This is a genomic window from Streptomyces sp. WMMC940 (genome assembly GCF_027460265.1).
GTDB lineage: Bacteria > Actinomycetota > Actinomycetes > Streptomycetales > Streptomycetaceae > Streptomyces.
In genome coordinates this window covers 1,233,954-1,250,082 of the sequence record NZ_JAPZBC010000001.1, presented here as the reverse complement: position 1 = coordinate 1,250,082, position 16,129 = coordinate 1,233,954, and the positions used below count along the sequence as shown (strand labels likewise).

Annotated in this window: 14 protein-coding genes; 5 read left to right on the top strand and 9 right to left on the bottom strand. The window is 74.1% G+C overall.

Annotated features, from left to right (window positions below):
• Positions 1-3 precede the first annotated feature (3 nt).
• From O7595_RS05605 to O7595_RS05595, 3 genes are all read left to right on the top strand, one after another.
• Positions 4-933, top strand: coding sequence for a glycosyltransferase family 2 protein (locus tag O7595_RS05605; protein ID WP_269727616.1), 930 nt, complete (start codon positions 4-6; stop codon positions 931-933).
• Between the two features lie 115 nt (positions 934-1,048).
• On the top strand, positions 1,049-2,512 hold the full coding sequence (locus tag O7595_RS05600; RefSeq protein ID WP_269727615.1) for an O-antigen ligase family protein: 1,464 nt from the start codon (positions 1,049-1,051) through the stop codon (positions 2,510-2,512).
• A 49-nt stretch (positions 2,513-2,561) separates the two neighbouring features.
• Entirely contained in the window at positions 2,562-3,320 is a 759-nt protein-coding gene (locus O7595_RS05595) for an FkbM family methyltransferase (RefSeq protein WP_269727614.1), read from the top strand.
• Here O7595_RS05595 and O7595_RS05590 read toward each other — a convergent pair whose 3' ends face one another.
• The 8 genes from O7595_RS05590 to O7595_RS05555 form a co-directional block, all read right to left on the bottom strand.
• Positions 3,321-4,964 carry an oligosaccharide flippase family protein gene (locus O7595_RS05590; protein WP_269727613.1) on the bottom strand — a complete coding sequence of 548 codons (1,644 nt, stop codon included), beginning with the start codon at positions 4,962-4,964 and terminating at the stop codon, positions 3,321-3,323. It lies immediately after the preceding gene.
• Positions 4,961-6,040, bottom strand: coding sequence for a glycosyltransferase family protein (locus O7595_RS05585; RefSeq protein WP_269727612.1), 1,080 nt, complete (start codon positions 6,038-6,040; stop codon positions 4,961-4,963). Before O7595_RS05585 ends, O7595_RS05590 begins: the two co-directional genes overlap by 4 nt.
• A gap of 69 nt (positions 6,041-6,109) precedes the next feature.
• The gene (locus O7595_RS05580; protein WP_269727611.1) at positions 6,110-6,952 is read right to left on the bottom strand and encodes an FkbM family methyltransferase; all 843 of its coding nucleotides are present in this window, start codon (positions 6,950-6,952) and stop codon (positions 6,110-6,112) included.
• 73 nt (positions 6,953-7,025) lie between these two features.
• Entirely contained in the window at positions 7,026-7,457 is a 432-nt protein-coding gene (locus tag O7595_RS05575; RefSeq protein ID WP_269727610.1) for a hypothetical protein, read from the bottom strand.
• A 231-nt stretch (positions 7,458-7,688) separates the two neighbouring features.
• A complete protein-coding gene (locus O7595_RS05570) occupies positions 7,689-8,897 on the bottom strand; it encodes a glycosyltransferase family 4 protein (RefSeq protein WP_269727609.1) in 1,209 nt (402 codons plus the stop codon).
• Positions 8,891-10,171: a glycosyltransferase family 4 protein gene (locus O7595_RS05565; RefSeq protein WP_269727608.1), complete on the bottom strand. Its 1,281-nt coding sequence runs from the start codon at positions 10,169-10,171 to the stop codon at positions 8,891-8,893. Before O7595_RS05565 ends, O7595_RS05570 begins: the two co-directional genes overlap by 7 nt.
• 214 nt (positions 10,172-10,385) lie before the next feature.
• Positions 10,386-11,312 (bottom strand): WecB/TagA/CpsF family glycosyltransferase, encoded by a 927-nt coding sequence (locus tag O7595_RS05560; protein ID WP_269727607.1) that lies wholly within the window; start codon positions 11,310-11,312, stop codon positions 10,386-10,388.
• Positions 11,309-12,307 (bottom strand): UDP-glucuronic acid decarboxylase family protein, encoded by a 999-nt coding sequence (locus O7595_RS05555; RefSeq protein WP_269727606.1) that lies wholly within the window; start codon positions 12,305-12,307, stop codon positions 11,309-11,311. The genes O7595_RS05560 and O7595_RS05555 overlap by 4 nt, the downstream gene beginning before the upstream one ends.
• A gap of 182 nt (positions 12,308-12,489) precedes the next feature.
• Between O7595_RS05555 and O7595_RS05550 the strand changes: the two genes are divergently transcribed.
• Together O7595_RS05550 and O7595_RS05545 are read left to right on the top strand one after the other, a co-directional pair.
• Complete coding sequence (locus tag O7595_RS05550) at positions 12,490-13,140, top strand: sugar transferase (RefSeq protein ID WP_332328121.1); 651 nt, start codon at positions 12,490-12,492, stop codon at positions 13,138-13,140.
• 42 nt (positions 13,141-13,182) lie between these two features.
• Entirely contained in the window at positions 13,183-15,000 is a 1,818-nt protein-coding gene (locus O7595_RS05545; RefSeq protein WP_269727605.1) for a DUF4012 domain-containing protein, read from the top strand.
• A gap of 139 nt (positions 15,001-15,139) precedes the next feature.
• Here O7595_RS05545 and O7595_RS05540 read toward each other — a convergent pair whose 3' ends face one another.
• Positions 15,140-15,745: an arsenate reductase/protein-tyrosine-phosphatase family protein gene (locus O7595_RS05540; protein WP_269727604.1), complete on the bottom strand. Its 606-nt coding sequence runs from the start codon at positions 15,743-15,745 to the stop codon at positions 15,140-15,142.
• Positions 15,746-16,129: the final 384 nt, after the last annotated feature.

The following is a 16,129-nucleotide window of genomic DNA, read 5'->3' as shown; positions in this document are numbered from 1 at the left end:
CCGGTGCACGCCGATCGCGTTCCACCCGGGGGCGCCCCGCGCGGCGTCGCCGTGCTGATGACCTGTCACAACCGCCGGGACGGTACGCTCGCGGCCATCTCCTCGGTGCACGCCCAGACCGGCCTTCCGGCCGGCACCCGCTGCACCGTCCACCTCGTCGACGCCGGCAGCGCCGACGGCACCGCCGACGAGGTGCGGGCCGCCTTCCCCGGCACCGATGTGGTGACGGTCGGGCCGGACGTCTTCTGGGGCACCGGCACCAGGATCGCCGCCACCCGTGCCGACCCCGCGGCCCATGTGCTGTGGCTCAACGACGACGTGGTCCTCGACCGGGGAGCCCTCGCCGCGCTGCTGCGCACCGCCGCACCCCTCGACCGCCCGGCCGTGGCCGTCGGCGCCACGCGCTCCGGCGACGGAACCCGCACCACCTACAGCGGCTACCGCCTCGTCCGGCCACCCCTGCGCCCCCCGGCCCTGGAACGCGTCGAACCCGACGCCCGGCAGGCCACGCCGTGCGACACCTGCAACGGCAACGCGGTGCTGGTCACGGCCCCGGCCCGGCGTGTGCTGGGCGACCTCGACCCCGCCTTCCCGCACCGCATGGGCGACCACGACTACGGGCTCCGTGCCCGCCGGGCCGGCATCCCGCTGCTGCTGGCACCGGGTCACGTGGGCACCTGCGACGACAACTCCGGTGCCGTCGGGGGAACCTCGGCCGAACCCGGCCTCGACGCGCGCACCGCGCTGCGGCGGCTCGCCTCGGTACGGGAGCAGCCGCCGGCGCCCTGGTGGCGGTACTGCCGCCGGCACCTCGGCCCCTGGGCCCCGCTGGTCTTCTGCTCCCCGTACGTGAAGACCGTCCTGAGGTCCACCGTGCGCCGGCCGGGAGCCCTGCCGCGGCGCCGGCACACGTCCCTCCGCGCGGACCCCTGAACGACCGGCAACGCGGCAGTCGGGCGGCCTAGCCCGGCGGACGGCCGACCGTGCCGCCTGCCGCAGGGACCCGGTCCACCCCCCAGCGCATTCCCACATCCCAGAACGGATCACGGTGCGACTCCTTCCCGTTGACCCGCAGACCCTGCTGATGCTGCTCACGGCGCTTCCGCTCGTGGGGCTGCTGCTGTGGGTCTTCGCCCGGCACTGCGGGATCGCGATCGGGCTGCTGCTGGGCGCCCAGGTCTGGGCCGTCGCCATGGGTGGGCAGACAGCGGTTCTGGAAATCGGCGTTTCCGTGTACCCGACCGACGTCCTGGGTCTGTGCGCGATCTGTGTCGCCATGGCGCGTGTGCCCCGCCGCAACCTGACCGCCCACGCCGGGTCGGCGGCCCTGCTCGCCATGGTCGTTCTCACCGCCTGGTCCACCCTCCGGGGGGCGGCCGCCTTCGGACTGCAGGCCGCGGGCAACGACTCCCGGGTCTATTTCTGGCACTTCCTCGCCATCACCCTGTATCTGGCCACCGCGCCGCTGAGCTCCCCGCTGAGCCGGGTCGTTCCCCGGGTCTGGCTGGCCACCGCGGCTGCGTACGCGCTGCTCACTGCGGCCGGCTGGGCGGACCGCGGAGTGCATGCGGCGAACGCATATCTCGCCGTCGACGGCGTGACGGTGGACTCCCGGCCGGTGCCCGCTGCCGCGGCGCTGGTCCTGGCCCAGGCCGCGATGCTGCTGCTGGCTCCGCGCGCACCCGCCGCGCCGGCACCCGATGTGACGGACCGCGGTGGCCCCTCGGGCGGACCGCGAGTGAACGGCAGACACCTGGCGGCCTTGCTGTTCCTCCTTCTTGTGCTGCTTCTCCAGCACCGGACCGTCTGGGTGGCCACCGCGATGATGGGGCTGGCCTGGTGGGTGCTGCGGCCCGCGCGCGGCGGACAGCGCTTCGTGTCGGCCGGGGCGGGAGCGCTCGTGCTCTCCCTCACGGCCCTGCTCTACGCCGTCGGCGCCTTCGGCGCGATCGGCGGTTCTCTCGCGGACTCGTTCAAGGAGACACAAGGAACCCGCAGCACCTTCGCCTGGCGGGTGCTCGGCTGGCAGGACCTGCTGGACGCGCCGCGAACGCTCGTCCAGTGGCTGGTCGGCGCGCCATTCGGGTCCGGCTACGAGCGGTTCATCGGGGGCGGGCTCGTGACGGTGTCCCCGCACGACTACTACCTGCACATCATGCTGCGCCTCGGACTGGTGGGCCTGCTGGCGCTGCTCGTCGTCTACTTCCAGACCTGGCGACGGCTCGCGCGCGCCGGCGCCGCGACCGTGGCGCTCCGTGTCGTGATGGTCGGCCAGTTGGTGCTGTTCGTGTCCTACTCGGCCTTTTCCGAGCAGGCGGTGCTGCTCGGGTTCTGCCTGTGGCAGGCGCGGGTCCGAACGGCCGGCGGGCCCCCGGGAACGCCGTCGCCCGGCGTTCCCGACCCCGCGGCACCCATGCCTACTCCAGTGCCTTCGGCCCGACCCGTCGTCAGGGAGCGGGAGGACGGCACCCTGTCGAAGACCGGCGGGCGTCCGAAAGGGCACGGCGTGTAGAACGCCGCCATCGGTGACAAATCCGACATGATCCGCCCACAATGGGCGGGTGACTCTTCTCCACCGGGCCCGGAAAGGCGTCCAGCGCCTCGGCTTCGACGTGAATCGGTTTCCGGAGTGCTCCCACGACTACCGCGCTGTGCAGTTGCTGCGTCATTCCGGCGCCGACGTGGTGCTCGACGTGGGAGCGAACCGCGGTCAGTACGGACTCGGCCTGCGGCGGTTCGGGTACCGGGGGCGCATCGTGTCCTTCGAGCCGCTGCGCGCGGCGTTCGAGGCCCTTCGCAGCCGAGCGGACGCGGACCCCCTGTGGACCGCGCTCCCGCACGCCCTCGGCGACAGGCGGGCAACCGTCACCCTGAACGTGGCCGGAAACAATGGACTGAGCAGCTCCGTACTGCCGATGCTGTCCCGACATGCCGAAGCGTGCCCGGACTCGCGCTACGTGGGCCGCCAGGAGGCCGAGCAGTACCGCCTGGACGACCTGTGGCCGCAACTGGTGGGCCCCGACGACCGCGTCTTCGTCAAGCTGGACGTCCAGGGGTACGAGGAAGCCGTGCTGCGAGGAGCCGAGGACCTCGCGCGCCGTTGCTGCGGTCTGCAGTTGGAGGCGTCCTGCGTCCCCCTGTACGAGGGTGGCCCGCTGCTGCACGAGGTGGTGGGCACGGCACAGCGGCGCTACGGCCTGACCCTCATGGCGGTGGTGCCGGGGTTCACCGATCTCAGGACCGGCCAGATGCTCCAGTGCGACGCGGTGTTCCTCCGCGAACCCGCGACGCGATCCGGCCCGACCGGCACCCGGGACTGATCACTGTGCCTGCGGCCGGGTGATTCCCCGGCGCCGAGGGCCCCGTACCCGAAAGGGCAGCCGCAGGGGGAGCAGACCACGGCCGGCCGCCACCCGGTAGAGCGGCAGCCGGGTGCGCAGGGGACGGCAGAACACCACGACGAGCCCGACGGCCGGCGGTACCAGGATGACGGCCGGGGAGGGGCGGCCGTCGGCCATCCGGGACAGGGCGACTCCTGCCGCGTACGCCGCGAGCCCCAGGGCCGCGTGCACCGCGTAGCCGCTCAACAGGCGACGTGCCTCGACCACGCCGCCACGCCGCCACTTCCACATCTGCACCACGAGACCGCTCACCTGACCGGCCAGGGCGGCCAGGGCCAGCGTGGCGAGGCTGTCTCCGGCGATGGCCACCACCGCCCCGGCGAGGGTCGCGACCGCCGCCGCGGCCTGGGCGGCCGTCATCCGGCGGTGGGAGCCGCACACCGTGTCCACGGAGAGCCCGACCGCGTACACGACGGCGACGGCGGAGAAGACGCAGAGCGGGGGCACCAGCCGGGCCGCCTCGCTCCAGCCCGGTCCCAGGAGCAGTTGCAGCGCGCCGGGCCCGGTCCCGGCCAGGAACCCGAACGGCAGGAAGGACAGCGCGGAGGCCGCGAGCAGGATGTCGGTCGCCGCACTGCGGACAGCGGGTTCCTCCCGGCCTTCGGGCGGGCGCGCGTCCGGCGACGGCGACGGCGCCGTCGCCGGCTCCGGCGCCTGCGCACGCACCTTGGTGAGGGCCGGGGTCGTGACCCGGGTCAGGCCGGCCGCGAGCGTGGTGAGGAGCAGCCCGGTGAACAGTGTCGCCCGCGAGTAGTAGCCGGCCGCCACCGGACCGAGGATCGTACCGGCCGCCCACAGCGGCACGGTGTTCGTCGTGTACTGGGCGAGCTGGTGTCCGGCGAGGAATCCCGAGGAGCCGACGAGTTCGCGATACCTGACCGGCCGTTCGGCGGACCCGCCGGACGCCGGCGGCAGCCGCCGGGTGACCAGGACGCCGGCGAGGACCGCGATGCCCAGCTGGGTGGTCACCGAGGTGACGGCGAGGCCCAGCGGGTTCCAGCCGGCCGCCAGGATCAGGGTTCCCGCGAGCAGCCCCGCCGCCAGCGCCCCGGTCTCGACCAGGACCGCGGCCCGTTGGGCCTGCAGCCTCCGCAGGCCGGCCGCGCTCACCGCCCCCACGGGGAGGAACAGGAACTGGAGGCCCAGCACGCGCAACAGCCCCGTCGTCTCGGGGGCGTTCCACAGCTCCGCCCAGAGCGGGGCCGTCGCTTCCACCACGGCGAAGCACAGCAGGCCGCTCAGCAGGCCCAGGCGGACCGTCGCCACGAGCAGGCCGCGCGTCAGCTCGCGCGAACACAGCACGGTCGTGGCGAGTCCGGCGTTGGCGAAGTAGCCCAGCAGCTGGGTGATGGACAGGGCGGAGGCGAGGGCCCCGAAAGCGGCGGCGCTGACGGTCCGTCCGGTGTAGGCCGTGTAGCCGAGCTGGAGGATGGCCGCCACGACGGCCGCCGCGTAGTTCCACAGCGTCCCGGTGACGACCGGGTGGGAGTGCGGGCGCTCACCGGGGATGGCGGCCTCCTTCCCCGTCCGTGCCCCTCCCGCCGGATCGCCGCCGGTACTCACCTCCGGTCGCCCTCCCCTGCGGCGATCCGCTGCCACGGGTCGGCGGGGGGCGACGGCAGAGGCAGGAACGCACCCAGCATGAACTGGACGGAGTGGAGGTCGGTCAGGTGCGAGTGCACCCAGCGGCGAAGCCTTTCCCCGGCGGAGTCCAGCTCGTGCTGTTCCTCGTGCAGCAACTGCGCCACCCGGTCCACGACGCCCCGGGGGGTGCGCATGAGATGGAGGCCGTCCTGCGGGCCGGGCAGCCATTCCATGCCCGGTCTGCTCTGGCTGACGTGGACGCGTCCCGCGGCCCCGGAGATCGGCAGCCGGTCGGAGAAGTACCCGGGGTAGCGCCCGTAGTGGTCCCATCCCACGCTCATCCGCGCGCAGCGGAGGACGGCGATCTGCCGTTCGAAGGGCAACGGACCCAGGGCGTTTGGGCCGTGCCACCCCGATCCGAACACACCGAGTCGGCAGCCCAGTCGTCCCAGCCCGCGGACGACCCGGGCCCGCTCACCGGCGCCCGGCAGCCGGGGGATGACCCGGGCCCGCACCACGCTGTTGCCGATGGTCACCACGTCGAAGACGGCGGCGTCGCCCGGGGGAGCCGGCCGGTCCTGCTCGGGAAAGCAGTCCAGCGGCAGTGTGTGCGGCGCGTAGCGCACCGGCTTCCGCGCGATGCGCTGGAGCATGGCCAGCTGCGCGCCTCCGGCGACACTGAACACGGCGTCCGCCACACGGAGCCACGAGCGGCTGGACTCGGGCAGCCGCTTGTTGCCGCCCCACGCGTCGCCCTCCTGGTAGACGACCGGTGGCGAGCCCGCCAGCCGCAGCAGCCGGGCGATCTCCTCGTAGGAGAAGGGAAATCCGTGCGGGGACTGGACGAAGACCACGTCGGGGCGGGAGTCGAGGACCGCTCTCTCCAGCGCGTCGAGGGCGGCCCGGCGTCCGCCGCGGAGCAGCGCGGCCCGTGGCGCGACGGGCACGTGTCCGAGGCGCCCCTCGGCCTGCAGCCTCCGGAAGGCGCCGGTGAACCGGCTGCGCCGGGTCAGCTCGGGCTCGTTGTTGAGGTGCAGTACCACCGGTGCACTCACTGCTGCTCCTCGCGTCCCGGCCCAGTGCCGCCCCGGGTCTCCGAGGGCTCCTCGGCCGGCCCGGAAACGTCAGTCGACAAGGAAGTTGGCGTAGCGGGGCGGTGGGACGAACCCGGGCGGGGCCGGCGCCACCCCGTGCTTCCCGAGGTGCCGGATCCGGCGGTAGCCGAGTTCGAGGACCGCTCCGCGCAGCCTCTCCAGGGCGGCTCCGTCGAGACACTCGGCGATGATCGTCGGACGGTGGGCCGAGATCGTGCGGCTCATGCCGCCCAGCACCTCGGGTTCCAGCCCCTCCACGTCGATCTTCACCAGGTCGACGGGGACGTCCCCGATCGCGTCGTCCCCGGTGGTGACCTCGACCTCCACCGTGTCCTGCGCGGGTTCAGCCGCGAGCAGGGAGGCGGCCGTGGTGTCGGACGGGATCCCGAGGAGCGCCCGGCCGGGTGCGCCGGAGAGCGCCTTCTCGACCAGGACGACCCGGTCCTGGAGGCGGTTGACCTCGATGTTGCGGCGCAGCTTGCGCATCGCGGCGGGGTTGGGTTCGACGGCGACCGCGCGGAGCCGTGGGTTGGCCCGGCAGGCCAGCAGGGTGTAGATGCCGGAGAAGGCGCCGACGTCCACGAACCCCCTGGCACTGCGGGCGAGGTCGAAGAAGACCGGGTGGGTGGTCTCCTCCCAGTGGCGCATGTTCGTCCAGATGAGGCTGCGGGCCAGGATGTCGTCGGCATCGCTGGCGTAGTGGAACCCGCTGCCGTCCGGAGCGCGCAGCGTCCACACGCCGGTGGGGTGCAGGCGCTTCCAGACGGCGTTCGGCACGCAGCCGCGCATCGTGGCGAGTCGGACGGCCCGTTGCACACCGGGGAACCGGAACAGCGAATCGCGGGCGCTACGCAAGGTGTCGTGCACTGTCACGCGGCTCAACGTACGGCAGCGGCCGCGGAGATCCGCGGCCAACGCCGAAGTGTCGGTGTTGTTGCCCGCCGCTTCACTCCTCGGCACCAGTGACGTGGTGCGCAGCGGATTTCCCGCGGACCCGGCCGGAGCTCACCCGGCGACGGACGCCGTCGGTTTCCTGTCGGCGGGCCTGCGCGGCGTGCGGGACTCCGGCGTCCCCAGAGACGCGAGATAGTTGCTCACCCCGCGGAAGTGCTCGAGCAGTGATGACCGGCACCTTCTCCTGGTGTGCCGTCATGTCACCGAAGTAGGAGTCGCGGCGCCGGTGGACGGACGCCACGCACGAGCCCGGGGTGTCGGCGAAGATCGTCGCGGAGCCCTCCTCGTCGCTCACGGCCGCGGGAACGACCACCTGGTTCGGCACCCGGGCCCTGGCGAGTGCCGGCCTGCAGGCCGGCTGTGGTTCGAAGAGGAAGAGCGGCCGTTCCGTGTGCCGAGTGCCGAGTGCAGCCCCGTCGACCATTGACCGTGGTTCGCCCCGACGTCGAAGATCACCGGGGCTTCGACCCCCCGGAGGCAGCGCCGCGCCGCGACGATCTCGCCGTGAAGGTCCCAGCCGGTCCCGGCGCCCCGTCCCTGGAGGATCTCCAGGTAGATCTCCAGCAGACGGGTCCCCTGCCGGATTCGCCGGCTGCTCGCCAGCCGGCACAGCCGGGGTGCCGCGGCCTTGGCGGTACGGCCGAGGAGGTCGGCTTCATGTACCTGCATGCGGATTCCTTTGGTGTCGTTCCATCGCCTTCAGCAGCCCGTCGCAGAAACGCGCCGCCATGCCCTCCGTCGTGTACGCGGGAAGGTCGTCCCCGCACGCGGTTCGGAGGGCCTCCAGTCGTGCGGGGTCGCGCAGCAGCGCGGTCACGGCGCCGGCGTACGCCGCGGGATCGTCGGGCGTGACCAGCGCGTTGCGGCCGTCGACCAGGTACTCGAACTCGGGAGCGTGCCAGGGCCAGTCCGTCGTGACGACGGGCGTGCGCAGGGCGAAGGAGTCCACCGCGCAGAGTCCGACCCGCCCCGGCATCAGCATGACGTCGCTGACCGCTCCGAGCGGGGCGGTGCCCGTTCCGCCCGTGTGACCCACCGCGATCACCGGGCTGCCGGGTCGGGAGGCGGCGGCGTCGACCAGGTGCCGGTCCGCGCCGTCGCCCGCCACCAGCAGCCTGAAGCCCGGGAGTGCGGCGGCGATGCGGTCGGCGCAGTCCAGCAGGAACGGGATCCGCTTGGGCGCGTCCAGCCCGCCGAGGTACAGCGCGGTGCGTCCCCCTGTCAGGTCGTACCGTCTCCGCAGCAGCGCGGCCTCGGCCGACTCCGCCGTCCCCGGCAGCGCGGCGCGGGCGCGCGCGGCCGCGAGCTCCCCGGTGTCGACGGAGTTGCGTACCACGGTGATCCGGTCGCGGGGGAAGCCGCGCGAGGCGACGTGCGCCGCCCCGCCCTCGGTGTAGGCGAAGAACCAGGATCCCAGCCGGGTCAGCGCGCTCTTCGCCACGGCCTCCAGACGGTTCGGCGGCTTGGTGTAGGTCCGGCCGTGTCCCCAGAAGGCCACTCTGGGGGCGCTGTCGGCCGGCCGTCCCGCCGACCGCAGCAGTAGGGGGTACGACTCCAGGTTGTGCAGCGCCTGCTCCAGTACGACGAGGTCGGCGGAAGCTGCCCGGCGCCGCACCCGGCGCCAGTGCAGCGACCGTCCGCCGGGCAGGGACAGGCGCCGGACGGGGACCTCGCGCGCGCAGGAGCAGGAGGCGGCGTCACCTCGTGCGGCCTGGTGCGGGGACGCCGGGCCGTGGAGCACTTCCAGGTCCACGCCCTCGGAGGCCAGCCGGGCGTGCAGTTGGTCGAAGAAGGACGTGCGATAGCCGGGGACGTACGGCTGCACCACGGCCACGCGGCGCCGGGCGCCTCCGCCGGTCAGCACGCCCGCTCCGCGACGCCCGCCGGCCGGTGGCCCGGCGCGTGCGCCAGGGCCTGTGCGTAGACGGACTCCATGGCGGCCGTCCAGGACCGGGCGCTGTACCGCTCGGCGTGCACCCGGCGGCAGTGCTCACGCAGCCGGGGGAAGCGCTCGCGTGCCGTCGCGAGGGCGTGCGGCAGTTCGTCGGGGCCGGCGTAGACCGCGCCCGTACCGTCCCCGCGGACACTGTCCGCCGCCGCCGATCCGGCGAGGGCGAGCACGGGCACTCCTGCCGCCAGCGCCTCCTGGCAGACCAGGGCGGTGGCGGACTCGGGGCAGACACTGGGGAAGACGAGACCCGTGTACCGCGGCAGCCGGGCGGTGATCTCCCGGCGCGGCAGGGCCCCGAGCAGCCGGACGCCGCCGGGCGCGGCCTCTCGGCAGGCGGACTCCAGGGGGCCCGAACCGATCACGTCGAGGGGTTCGTACTCCGGCCAGCTCCGGAGCAGCGGCAGGATGCCCTTCTCCTCGCTCAGCCGGCCCGCGTACACCCACCGCGCCGCCGCCCCCGGGGCCGTCGCCCGGTCCGCCCGGGACGCCGTCGTGGTGCGGTCCTCCGGGGCGGCCGGACCGCCGAAGCCGACGAAGTTGGGTACCAGGGCGAGCTTCTCCGGCGGTGCGCCGAACCTGAGGTACAGGTCCCGGCTGCGCTCGGAGAGCGTCACCAGCCGCTGGGCGCGCCGCAGAAGGGGATGGGCCGCCGCGCCGCGCCGGCCGGCCCAGGCGAGGGGGAGCGTCGCGCCGCGGCGCCCCCGGTAGCACCCGTGCCGCAGTCCGGTCCAACGGTCGCCGTCGGGGCAGGCCGTGCACGTCCTCCCGTCGCGGAAGAGCGTGGCTGCGGCGCACACAGGACGGTAGTTGTGCAGCGTGGCGACCACGGCGCCGGGCCAGCGGTCCAGCCAGTCGGTGGCGAAGTTGGGGAAGAGGTTGTGCACGTGCACCACATCGGGGCCGAGCCGGCGCAGTTCCGTCAGCGGCGACCGGCCGCGGCCCGTGGCGACCCTGACCGCCGCGCGCAGGGTGTAGCCGCGCTCGCTCTCCAGCGCGTCGGTGTGGGCGGCGACCAGCGTGACGTCGTGCCCGGCGGCACGCAGCGCCTCCGCCTGGTCGAGCACGGCGGCGTTCTCGCCGCTCGGCCGGCGGGAGGAGTAGAAGCTGTGCACCAGCGCCACGCGGTAGGCCGCCGGGTTCCTCGGGGGACTGCCCGTCCGGAGACGGGGTGCCTGTTGTGCGGGCATGCGCTCTGCTGCTCTCTTCCGTAGCGGGCGGGCGGGGCGTGGCGGATCACCGGCCGGGGGGCACGGGGCCGTCGGCGGTTCAGCGACGGTTCACAGCGGCCTCGTACAGCAGCTCGGCGCGCTGCCGCCCAGGCCAGGACGATGCGCAGCGCGCGGGCGGGCGGGCGGACGCCGTGCCCGCGGTCCACGTCCGGGGCCTCACCGGTCGGAGCCGTCAACGCGTCCTCTCCCGCCCGCTGACGAGCGCCGTTCCGCCGTTCGACGGCCGCCCGGTCGCGGCGGAAGCCTCCGGAGCCGTCCGGAGGGCCGCCTGCCGGACGACGCCCCCGACGAACCGGGCGTTGCCGAACAGATAGCGCCGCCACAGCCGGCGCGGCTCGCAGGCCAGCCGGAACATCCACTCCAGACCGCCGTTCTGCATCCAGGCCGGTGCCTGCCGCTTGTTGCCCGCGATGAAGTCGAACGCCGCGCCCACCGCCACCGTCACCACGGGCAGCGCGGCACTGAGTTCGGCCGCCCGGTGGTCCTGCAGGGGGGTGCCGAGACCCACCCAGACGATGTCGGCCCTGCGGGCGCGGATGTCCTCCTCCTGTTCCCGCAGCTCCTGGGCGGTCAGCGACCGGAACGGCGGGGAACAGGCGCCGGCGATCAGGACACGGGGGAAGCGCCGCCGCACCTCGCGCTGCAACGCGGCCAGCACCTCCGGTGTGGAGCCCAGCAGATAGTGCCGCAGCCCGGTGCCCTGGCTCATGGAGAGGACGTCCAGCATGAGGTCCGGTCCGTACACGCGTCTGCGTGGCAGCGCCGTGCCCCGGTGGAGGAGCTGGTTCGCCCAGACCACCGGCTGCCCGTCGGCGAGGTTGAGGAACGCCTGGCGGAGGGTCCTGAGCAGGTCCGGGTCCCTGTCGCCGAGGGCGAGGGTGTAGGCGTTGCACAGGTGCACGTCGCTCCCCCCGGGGGCGGCGGTTCCCCCGGCATCTCCCGTCCGGTGCGCCTCGCGGGCGTCGCGGAGGTGCAGGGCGCGGTGCACCACCCGGCGGGCCGCGCCCTCAGGGGTGTGCGCCGTGACGGGAACGCCGAGGCACGAGACCACGGGAACGGCCGTTGTGCCGGTGGCGGTCCGGCCGCCGACCGGCGTCATCGGCGGGCCGTGCCGTTCAGCACGGTGACGGGATGCCGGCGGGGGGCGGTGCCGAAGTCGTCGTAGTCGATCCGGCGGCGGAAGTCCTTGATGGTCTCCCGGAGCCCGTGCTCCACCGGTGTCGTGGGATTCCAGTCCAGCAGTTCGCGGGCCAGGTCGATGGCCGGACGGCGCTTGCCGGGGTCGTCCTGCGGCCGGGGGACCAGCACGATCTCGGACGGGGACTCGGTGAGCTTGCTGATCCACTGGGCCAGTTCGAGCATCGTGATCTCGTGCGGGTTGCCGAGGTTGACCGGGCCCCCGTGGCTGCTCCCGATCATCCGCATCAGCCCTTCGACCAGGTCGTCCACGTAGCACAGCGACCGGGTCTGGCTGCCGTCCCCGGTGACCGTGATCGGCTCTCCCCGCAGTGCCTGGCGGATGAACGTGGGGATCGCCCGGCCGTCGTCCGGGCGCATCCTGGGCCCGAAGGTGTTGAAGATGCGCACGATCTTGGCGTCGACGCCGCGGTCCCTGCGGTACGCCATCGTCAGGGCCTCGCCGAAGCGCTTCGCCTCGTCGTACACCGAGCGCGGGCCCACCGGGTTGACGTTGCCCCAGTAGCTCTCCGGCTGCGGGTGCACCCGGGGGTCTCCGTACGACTCCGAGGTGGAGGTCAGCAGGAACCGGGCGCCCTTGGCGGCGGCCAGGTCGAGTGCGTGCCATGTGCCGGCCGACCCCACGCGCAGCGTCTCCAGGGGCAGCCTCAGGTAGTCCGCGGGCGAGGCGGGCGAGGCCAGGTGGAACACGGCGTCCACCGGTCCGCTCACGCTCAGGCCCGCGGTGACGTCCCGGCAGTCGAACCGGAAGCGCGGGTCTCCCATCAGATGGGCGACGGTGTCCTCGCTGGACGTCACGAGATTGTCCACGCACAGCACGGAGTGGTCTGCGGCGAGCAGGCGCTCGCACAGATGGGAGCCGATGAACCCGGCCCCACCCGTCACTACAGCACGCATGAAGGTCCTCTCGACCGCCGCGTCGCGGGTCGACGGCGGCAAGGTGATGTGTCATTGCCGAGGCCTGCCCCGACATCGTGTTTGCATCTATTTGTCGGTTATCGACTATTCGAGACGTTAGGTGACTGAATATGCCTCCGCGATGGGCAACTTTCCCTCGTTCAGTTGAAGAGGACGGTGGGGTGGCCTCGCCCGTCGCAGTGACGGCCGGGCACGGTCCCGCTCGGCCGAGGCGCGGACGTCTCGCCGTCAAGCGGACCATCGACCTCGTGGGGGCCGCCGCCCTGCTCCTCCTGCTCGCGCCGCTGCTCCTCGCGGCGGCCGTCGCGGTGAAGGCGGACTCCCCGGGTCCGGTCCTGTTCCGGCAGAAGCGCACGGGCCGGCACGGCAGGGAGTTCGAGGTGCTGAAGCTCCGCACCATGCACGTCGGGGCGGAACGGATGAGGGCCGGGCTCGACGCCCGGAACGAGTCCGACGGACATCTGTTCAAGATCCGCGAGGACCCCCGGGTCACCACGACAGGCCGCTGGCTGCGCCGCTGGTCCCTGGACGAACTGCCGCAACTGGTCAACGTGCTGATGGGCCAGATGTCGCTGGTCGGTCCACGGCCGTTGCCGGTCCGGGACTCCGCGTTCACCGAGGAGGCCCGGCGCCGGCTGCTGGTCCGGCCGGGCCTCACCGGCCTGTGGCAGATCGGCGGACGGTCCGACCTCGGCTGGGAGGAGGCCCTCCGCCTCGACCTGGAGTACGTGCGTGCCTGGTCGATCCGCATGGACCTGAAGATCCTCGTGCGCACGCTGCCCGCCGTCGCGCGCGGCGACGGCGCCTACTGACGCGGCGTGCGACGCACCGCTGCCCGACGGAGGGAGACGCGCATGCCGCGTCCGGAACAAGGCTTCGCGACCCGCGTCGCGGACAGGGCGGTGCGCTGGTGCCGCCGCCGGCCCGCCGCGGCCTCGATGTGCGCCGCCGCGGGGCTGCTTCTGGCCGGCGCCGTCTGGATCGCCGTCACCGGCGTGCTCGCCCGCCACGAACTGCTGGCCGCCCAGCGGAGCCTGGAATCACTGCGCGGCCCGGCCGCGGCGGGCGCGCCGACGACGAGCACCCCGGAGGGCGCCGTGCGCGAGGCCGCCGACCGGGCGGCCGGGGCGCACCGCCTCACCACCGGGCCGGCCTGGTACGCCGCGGCGCACCTGCCCGTCCTCGGTGGTCCCGTCCGCACCGTACGCGGCGCGGCGGAGGCGGCCGACCGGCTGACCCGCGACGTGCTCTCGCCCCTCGCGGACACCGCCGGCGAACTCGTCGCCGGCGCCGGGGCGGACGGCGGTCATCTCGATCTCTCCGCACTGCGCCGTGCCGCTCCCGCCCTCCACGAGGCGGCGCGCAGCGCCTCCGACGTGCGCGCCGACGTGGCCGGGCTGCCCCGCAGCACCTGGCTGCCGGCCGCCGACCGGGCCAGGGCCCTGCTCGCCGATCAGCTCGACCGCCTCGTCCCCGCCACGGTCGAGGCCGCGGCCGCGGCGCGGGTGATGCCGTCCATGCTCGGCGAGAAGAGCCCGCGACGGTACCTGGTGGTCTTCGAGAACACGGCGGAGGCGCGCGGCACCGGCGGACTGCCCGGCGCCTTCGCGATCCTCACCGCGGACCGCGGCCGTCTGGGATTCGAACGCTTCGGCAACGACAGCGAGTTGGCGGAGGTCCGTGCGTCCGTCGACCTGGGCGCCGAGTACACCGCGATGTACGGCCGCCACGCGCCCACCGGTGTCTGGGTCAACTCCAACGTCAGTCCGCACTTCCCGTACGCGGCACGGATCTGGACCGCCATGTGGCGGGAGCACAGCGGCCGGCGGCTGGACGGCGCGTTCGCCCTCGACCCCGGCGCGCTGGCGGGGCTGCTCGCCGCCGCGGGCCCCGCCAGGCTCCCCGACGGGACCGCCGTCACCGCCGCCAACGTGGTGGACCTGACCGAGCGGACCAGCTACGCGGCCTTCCCCGACACCGCCGAGCGGAAGGCGTACTTCCTCGACGTCGCCCGCGCCACCTCCGAGGTGCTCCTGGGCGGTGCCGGCGACCCGGCGCGACGCTCCGCGCTCTTCGCGGCGCTGCGGGGCCAGCTGCGGGAGGGGCGGGTCAAGGTGTGGAGTGCCCATCCGGCCGAGCAGCGCGAGCTGGCGGCGCACCCCTTCGGGGGCGTCCTGCCCGACGGCCCCGCCCCGTTCGCCGGACTGGTCGTCAACAATGCGGCCGGTACCAAACTCGACTACTACCTGGACCGGCGCCTGGACTGGACCGCCGGACGGTGCACGGAGGCCGGACGCGAGGTGACCGTGACCGCGTCGCTGACGAACAGGGCGCCTGGCTCGGGTCTGCCCGCCTACGTCACCCAGCGGGTGGACAGCCCGCCCTACAGGACCCGGCCCGGCGACAACCGGCTGCTGGTCTCGTACTACGCGACCGAGGGGGCACGGCTGGAAAGGGCGACCGTGGACGGCCGGCCGGCCATGCTGAACCAGCTGACCGAACGCGGCCACCCGGTCTACACCGTCGACATGGAGCTGCCCCGCGGCGCCACGCGCACCCTCGTCCTGGAACTCGTGGAACGTCCCTCGGACCGTCCCCCGACGCTGTTGCACCAGCGGCTCGTCCAGCCCCTGCGGGTCACGGCGCGGCCACCCCGTCCCTGCGGAGGCTGAGCCGCCGGTCCTCCCGGGGCGCGGGCAGTCCACCGCACTCGCGCGTGGTCGGGCTGATGCAGTCCGCGGCCCGGCGGGCACGGACGCCGGTGTGCGGGAGGGACCACCCGCGGCGGGCGGCCGGCGCGGGTGCTCCCGCTCAGCGCGGCGCGGCCAGCACGGCCGCGGCGATGCGTTCCACCGGCTCGGCGATCCGCCGGGCCACCTCCCGGGCCGTCTCCGGGGGAGCCCCGTGCGGATCGGCCACGTCGTCGTCGTCCGCCCCGCCCGTGTTCCCCCGCCGTGCCGCGGCTCCGCCGACCAGCGCGGCGGCCCGCACGGCGGGATCCGCGACGCCCGCGGCGTCCTCCGGCCTCAGTAGCCGGGCGAACTCCCGCAGGGTGAAGGCACGCTGGAGTGCCCACAGCGGGGAGAGCCGCACGACCGCCTCGCGATGCTCCGCGGCGGCGCCCAGGACGAGGTCGGAGTCCTCCACATGGGCCGTGGTCAGCCGGCGGGCGAAGGCGTCGCGCGGATCGCCGCCGAGCTCGGCCAGGAGGGACGCGGCGAAGGGGTCCATGGGGGTGCCGGTGGTGCCGGCGGTGCCGGCGCTGCTCACCTCGAACATCCCGGGCGAGGCGGCGAGTCTGGCTCTCAGCAGGCGTTCCGCCAGCGGCGAGCGGTGCAGATTGCCCGTGCAGACGACGAGCACGCGAAAGGGCCGGACCACCCGTTCCGGGGCCGGCGCGGAAGGGGAAGGGAGCACAGCGGAATTATCGTGCCGGTCGTGTCCGCCCGGGGTGCGCCTCGCCGGGCGCGGCGGAGGTGCGGCCGGGCGCGTCGCCGTGCGGCGGGCCCGCGTCCCGTCCCGGGCGATCGGCCGCAGGTGCCGGTCCGGGGAAAGGCCCCGGCAGGCGGGGGGACCGACCGGGGCCGTCCGGGGGCTGCGGAGGGTGGTCGCCTCTCGGTGGGGGCTCCGTGGGGCTTCAGCCGAACGCTCTTCCCCGGGGATGGGTGGGGCCCGGGGACACTGCCCCTCCGATACCACGCATAGGTGACCGGCCAACCCTTGGGGAGTGTTCCGGGCCTTGTCCGGCGTACGGTGTGGTTCCGGTCACGCCGTCGTCACCGCTGCGGCGGGCGACGGGAA

Bases quoted from the DNA above. Each gene is read 5' to 3' on its own strand.
- O7595_RS05575 (WP_269727610.1), bottom strand. From the start codon at position 7,457: ATGGTCGACGGGGCTGCACTCGGCACTCGGCACACGGAACGGCCGCTC.
- O7595_RS05565 (WP_269727608.1), bottom strand. From the start codon at position 10,171: ATGCCCGCACAACAGGCACCCCGTCTCCGGACGGGCAGTCCCCCGAGG.
- O7595_RS05560 (WP_269727607.1), bottom strand. From the start codon at position 11,312: ATGACGCCGGTCGGCGGCCGGACCGCCACCGGCACAACGGCCGTTCCC.
- O7595_RS05555 (WP_269727606.1), bottom strand. From the start codon at position 12,307: ATGCGTGCTGTAGTGACGGGTGGGGCCGGGTTCATCGGCTCCCATCTG.
- O7595_RS05545 (WP_269727605.1), top strand. From the start codon at position 13,183: ATGCCGCGTCCGGAACAAGGCTTCGCGACCCGCGTCGCGGACAGGGCG.